This window comes from Caulobacter sp. (genome assembly GCF_035254145.1).
In the GTDB taxonomy this organism is placed as follows: domain Bacteria; phylum Pseudomonadota; class Alphaproteobacteria; order Caulobacterales; family Caulobacteraceae; genus Caulobacter.
In genome coordinates this window covers 1-5,506 of the sequence record NZ_DATFAV010000097.1, presented here as the reverse complement: position 1 = coordinate 5,506, position 5,506 = coordinate 1, and the positions used below count along the sequence as shown (strand labels likewise).

Sequence of the window (5,506 nt, the reverse complement as noted above, 5' to 3'; positions counted from 1 at the left end):
TCCTGGCCGCCCGTCAGGACGGAGGAGCCTTCGACGGCCTCCGCCAGGCGGTGCAGCAGGGTGGACGGCGGGAAGATGGCCACGCGCGCGGCGGCTGGACGCTGGTCCAGCGCCGCCGCGACGGCGCGGGCCTCGTCCAGGGCCGCCGAGAGGCCGTTCATTTTCCAGTTTCCGGCGATCAGCGGCCGGGGAGTCGTGCTCGAAAGGGTCATGAGCGCCTTCTTGGGGACATCCTCCCTTGGGAAGTCAAGCCCGCGCCGCTTGCTCCCTCGCCCACGGCTCTACTATACCCGCTGCTCTCGACCGCCTTGCTCGCTTGTTCGGCGGTCCGACTGGAAGGTTCTTGCCCTCATGCTCGCCGGTTTCCGCTCCTTCGCCAAATCGCCGTTCGCGATTCTGCTGTTTGGCCTGCTGATCGTCAGCTTCGCCATCTTCGGCATCAGCGACGTCTTCAAGGGGCCTCGCGGCTCGGGCGTGATCAGCGCCGGCTCGCGCACCATGTCGCCACAGGACTTCAAGCTGCGCTTCGACAACTACCGCAAGGAGGTCGAGCGCCGTAATGGCGAGCCGCTGACCCCGGACCAGGCCGTCGAGCGCGGCATCGACCGCCAGATCGTCCAGGAACTGGTGCTGCAGGAATCGATCGCCGCGGCGATCACCAAGATGGGCGTGGTTCCGTCCGACAAGCTGATCGCCAAGATCGTCCACGAACAAATGAGCCAGCTGCCGCCCGGCCAGCGTCCGTTCGATTCGATCACCGGCAAGTTCGATCCGAAGCTCTACGCGGCCCTGCTGGCCCAGAACAATCTGACGCCGCAATCGTACGAGGCCTCGCTGCGCGACGAGATCGCCCAGACGCACTTCTTCTCGGCCGTCGCCGCGGGTCTGAAGGCGCCGCGCGTCTACGCCGCCCTGCAGGCCGCCTATGGGCTGGAAATGCGTGACGTCGCCGCCTTCGCCGTGAACCCGGCGTCGGTCGAAAGGCCCGCCCCGCCGACCGACGCCCAACTGACCGCCTTCATGAAGGAAAACGCCGAGCGCCTGACGCGCCCCGAGACCCGCGTGCTGTCGATCATGCGGGTCAGCGCCACGGCCCTGGAGCCGACGATCACGCCGAACCCCGCCGACGTCCAGAAGGCCTTCAACTTCCGCAAGGACAGCTTGGCCAAGCCGGAAACCCGTTCGCTGATCCAGATCGTCGCTCCCGACGCCAAGACCGCCGCGACGATCTCGCAGCGCCTGGCCAAGGGCGAGGATCCGGCGACCGTCGCCAAGGCCTTCGGCAAGTCGCCGGTCGCCCTGGTCGACAAGCCCAAATCCGCCCTGCCCGACCGCAAGGTCGCCGACACGGCCTTCGGCCTGGCCGCCGGCCAGGTCAGCGGCCCGATCACGGGCGAGCTGGGCGTCTCGGTCATCAAGGTGACCAAGGTCACGCCGGGCGTCGCCGCCACTCTCGACAGCGTGCGACCACAAATCGAAGCCGAGGTCCGCGCCCAGGCCGCCCAGAGCAAGGCCTACGATCAGACCCAGGCTTATCAGGACGCCCATGACGCCGGCGCCGATCTGGTCGCCGCCGCCAGCAAGGCCGGCGCCATGGTCGTCACGACCGCGCCGATCACCGCCCAGGGCGCCGATCAGATGGGTCAGCCGGTCGCCGGCCTGACCCCCGAAATGGTCAAGACCGCCTTCGGCCTGCCCCAAGGCGGCGAAAGCGATCTGATCGAGGCCGGCAAGGGCGAATACTACGCCGTCAAGGTCGAGAAGGTGGTCCCCGCCGCCATGCCGCCCCTGGCCGAGATCAAGCCGCAGCTCACCGCCGTGTGGCTGGGCCAGGAAATGGGCAAGCGCCTGAAGGCCAAGGCCGACGCCCTCGCCGCCCGCGTCAAGAAGGGCGAGTCGCTGGAAGCCGTCGCCGCCTCGGCCCAGTCGAACGTCCAGCGCGTGCCTGGCCTGTCGCGCCAGAACGCTCAGCAACACATGGGCTTGGGCCAGGAATTCCTGGGCGCGGCCTTCTCCGCCAAGCCGAACGAAGTGTTCACAGCTCGCGCTGGCCAGCAGGGCGAGGCCTTCGTCGTGGCCAAGATGGAGGCGATCCGCGCCGCGCCGACCGCCGACGTCGCCCGGATCACCGTCCTGACCCAGACCCAGGCCGCCAGCGGACTGATGCGGGACCTGGGCGAGGCCTCGCGCTACGCCGCCAAGGCCCAGCTGAAGAGCAAGAGCAATCTGACCCTGGCCCGCCAGGCCATCGGCGTCGACACCGACGCCCTGGCCAAGGCCGAAGCCGGCAAGGCCGGAAAGAAAGCCGAGTAATGAGCCTGGAGCCCGCCTTCGACGCGTTTTCGGAAGCCTATGATTCCGGACGTCAGCAAGTCGTCTGGACCCGTCTGATCGACGATCTCGAGACCCCGGTCTCGGCCTATCTGAAGATCGCCCAGACGCGTCCCTACAGCTTCCTGTTCGAAAGCGTCGAGGGCGGCGCCTGGCGCGGCCGCTACTCGATCGTCACGATGAACCCCGACCTCGTCTGGCGTTGCCGCGGCGACCAGGCCGAGATCGCGCAGGGCGACGACATCGCCGCCGGCCGCTACACGCCCCAGCCGGGCGGCGCGCTGGACAGTCTTCGCGACCTGGTGGCCCAGGCCCGGATGGAACTGCCCAAGGGCCTTCCGCCCATGGCCGCCGGCGTGTTCGGCGCCCTGGGCTATGACCTGGTGCGGCTGGTCGAGCGTCTTCCGGACATCAACGAGGACACTTTGGGCCTGCCGGACGGGATCATGACCCGGCCGCAGATCGTCGCCATCTTCGACGCCATCGCCCAGGAGATCATCCTGACCACGGCCGTGCGGCCCAAGGCCGGCGTCTCCGCTCAGGAGGCCTACGCCGCGGCCAGGGCGCGGATCGAGACGGTGATGGCCGACCTGCATCAACCGCTGGCCCACGACGCGCCGCGCGCGCCTCGCGGTCCGATGGACTTCACGACGCCGGTCAGCCGCGCCGACTACGCCGAGGTCGTCGCCAAGGCCAAGGACTACATCGCCGCCGGCGACATCTTCCAGGTCGTGGCCAGCCACCGCTTCCGCGCGCCCTTCGACCTGCCGCCGTTCGCCCTCTACCGCTCGCTGCGCCGGACCAATCCGTCGCCGTTCCTATTCTTCCTGAACCTGGACGGCTTCCACCTGGTGGGCTCCAGCCCCGAGATCCTGGTCCGCCTGCGCGACGGCAAGATCACCATCCGGCCGATCGCCGGCACCCGTCCCCGGGGCGCCACGCCCGAAGAGGACGCGGCGCTGGAGGCCGAACTGCTGGCCGATCCCAAGGAGCGCGCCGAGCACCTGATGCTGCTGGACCTGGGCCGCAACGACGTCGGCCGCGTGGCGATGCTGAATCAGACGGGGCGCAACACGCCCCCCGAGCAGAGAATGGCCGAGCGTCCCAAGGGCCCCAACGTCCGCGTGACCGAGAGCTTCAAGATCGAGCGCTACAGCCACGTCATGCACATCGTCTCGAACGTCGAGGGCAACGCGCCCGAAAACGTCGATCCGGTGGACGTGCTGATGGCCGCCCTACCCGCCGGCACGCTCTCGGGCGCGCCCAAGGTGCGGGCCATGGAGATCATCGACGAGCTGGAAGTCGAGAAGCGCGGTATCGGCTATGCCGGCGCGGTCGGCTATTTCGGCGCCGACGGCTCGGTCGACACCTGCATCGTGCTGCGCACGGCGCTGGTCAAGGACGGCATGATGTACGTGCAGGCCGGCGGCGGCATCGTCGCCGACAGCGATCCGGACGCCGAATATGACGAGACCCTGCACAAGTCCCGCGCCCTGAAGCGCGCGGCCGAGGAAGCCTGGCGATTCAGCTGAGCCTTAAGGCTGCTTCTTCCGCCTGGGACTAGTCGCCGAGGCGATCGTCCGGAAGGTGCTGAGTGACCGTCGGCGGCGCCAGCACCATGACCGTGGCGAAGCTGATCGCGCAGACCGCGGCGAAGGCCGCGGCGGCCAGCACCGGCGCCATCTTCTGGGCGCGGGTCTTCGGCCGCAGCAAAGCGCGCACATAGGCGACGGCGACAGGGTCCAGAGCGGAATCACGCGGGTCCATGCGTCTATGATGCTCAAGACCGCGACCGCTGTAACCGTTACTGAAAGCCGCAGGCAAAAATGGCGCTACACATCGTCCCCGCCCGCGCTAGAACCGCATCTCGAAAGGCGGCGTCATGATCCTCGTCATCGATAACTACGACAGCTTCACCTACAACCTCGTCCACTATCTGAACGAGTTGGGCGCGGAGACGCAGGTCTACCGCAACGACGCCCTGACGGTGCAGGAGGCGCTTGGCCTCAAGCCCGACGCGGTGCTGCTGTCGCCGGGCCCCAAGGCGCCGGACCAGGCGGGCATCTGCCTGCCGCTGCTGCGTGGCGCGCCGGCCGACCTGCCGATCCTGGGCGTCTGCCTGGGCCACCAGGCCATCGGCCAGGCCTATGGCGGCGAGGTGATCCGCGCCAAGCAGGTGATGCACGGCAAGGTCAGCAAGGTTCGCCACAACGACAAGGGGATCTTCAAGGGCCTGCCCAACCCCTTCACCGCCACGCGCTACCACAGCCTGGCCGTCCGCAAGGAAGACCTGCCGCCCGAGCTGGAGGTCACCGCCTGGACCGACGACGGCGAGATCATGGGCGTGCAGCACAGGACCCGTCCGGTGTACGGCGTCCAGTTCCATCCGGAATCGATCGCCACCGAGGGCGGCCATCAGCTGCTGGCCAACTTCATGGACCTGGCCGGCGTCAAGCGCGACGCGGCGGTCTGGGTCTAGGTCGCCTTTCATGTCCGACGCATTCAAGCCCCTGCTGGCCAAGCTGGCCGACGGCCAGACCCTGGGCGAGGAGGACGCCGAGGTGTTCTTCGCCGCTTGCCTGCGGGGCGAGCCCACCCCGGCTCAGGTCGCCGCCGCCGTCACCGCCATGCGCCTGCGTGGCGAGACGGTGGGCGAGATCACCGCCTGCGCTCGCGCCATGCGCCGCGCCGCCGTGCACCTGGAGCATCCGTATGAGGTCATCGACGTCTGCGGCACCGGCGGCGATGGCCTTCACACCCTGAATATCTCGACCGCCGTAGGCTTCGTCGCGGCCGGCGGGGGGCTGAAGGTCGCCAAGCACGGCAACCGCGCCGTCACCTCCAAATCCGGCACCGCCGACGTCCTGACCGCCCTGGGCGTCAATATCGACGCCACCCGCGCCCAACAGCGCCGGGCCCTGGACGAGGCCGGCATCTGCTTCCTGTTCGCCCAGGCTCACCACGGGGCGATGCGGCACGTCTCGCCGATCCGCCAGGAGCTGGGCTTCCGTACGATCTTCAATCTGCTGGGTCCGCTGACCAATCCGGCCGGCGCCAGGCGGCAGGTGGTGGGCGTCTCGACCCCTCGCTTCGTCGAGCCGATCGCCAAGGCCCTGGGCGCGCTGGGCGCCGAGCGCGCCTGGTCGGTGCACGGCTCGGGCCTGGACGAGCTGAC

General features: G+C 68.8%; 6 protein-coding genes. 4 read left to right on the top strand and 2 right to left on the bottom strand.

Annotation, left to right across the window (positions count from 1 at the left end):
• Positions 1–212: triose-phosphate isomerase (locus VJ655_RS05570; RefSeq protein ID WP_324110075.1), on the bottom strand; the 212-nt coding region annotated here is incomplete at its 3' end.
• Positions 213–351: 139 nt separating this feature from the next.
• Here VJ655_RS05570 and VJ655_RS05565 point away from each other — a divergent pair.
• Together VJ655_RS05565 and trpE are read left to right on the top strand one after the other, a co-directional pair.
• Complete coding sequence (locus VJ655_RS05565) at positions 352–2,313, top strand: peptidylprolyl isomerase (protein ID WP_324110074.1); 1,962 nt, start codon at positions 352–354, stop codon at positions 2,311–2,313.
• Positions 2,313–3,863: an anthranilate synthase component I gene (trpE, locus tag VJ655_RS05560; protein ID WP_324110073.1), complete on the top strand. Its 1,551-nt coding sequence runs from the start codon at positions 2,313–2,315 to the stop codon at positions 3,861–3,863. The genes VJ655_RS05565 and trpE overlap by 1 nt, the downstream gene beginning before the upstream one ends.
• Positions 3,864–3,891: 28 nt before the next feature.
• Here trpE and VJ655_RS05555 read toward each other — a convergent pair whose 3' ends face one another.
• Entirely contained in the window at positions 3,892–4,098 is a 207-nt protein-coding gene (locus VJ655_RS05555) for a hypothetical protein (protein WP_324110072.1), read from the bottom strand.
• 115 nt (positions 4,099–4,213) lie between these two features.
• On the opposite strand from VJ655_RS05555, the gene VJ655_RS05550 reads away from it, so the two are divergent.
• Entirely contained in the window at positions 4,214–4,810 is a 597-nt protein-coding gene (locus tag VJ655_RS05550) for an aminodeoxychorismate/anthranilate synthase component II (RefSeq protein WP_324110071.1), read from the top strand.
• Between the two features lie 10 nt (positions 4,811–4,820).
• The coding region (trpD, locus tag VJ655_RS05545) for an anthranilate phosphoribosyltransferase (RefSeq protein WP_324110070.1) at positions 4,821–5,506 on the top strand (686 nt) is incomplete at its 3' end.

Bases quoted from the DNA above. Each gene is read 5' to 3' on its own strand.
- VJ655_RS05565 (WP_324110074.1), top strand. From the start codon at position 352: ATGCTCGCCGGTTTCCGCTCCTTCGCCAAATCGCCGTTCGCGATTCTG.
- trpE (WP_324110073.1), top strand. From the start codon at position 2,313: ATGAGCCTGGAGCCCGCCTTCGACGCGTTTTCGGAAGCCTATGATTCC.
- VJ655_RS05555 (WP_324110072.1), bottom strand. From the start codon at position 4,098: ATGGACCCGCGTGATTCCGCTCTGGACCCTGTCGCCGTCGCCTATGTG.
- VJ655_RS05550 (WP_324110071.1), top strand. From the start codon at position 4,214: ATGATCCTCGTCATCGATAACTACGACAGCTTCACCTACAACCTCGTC.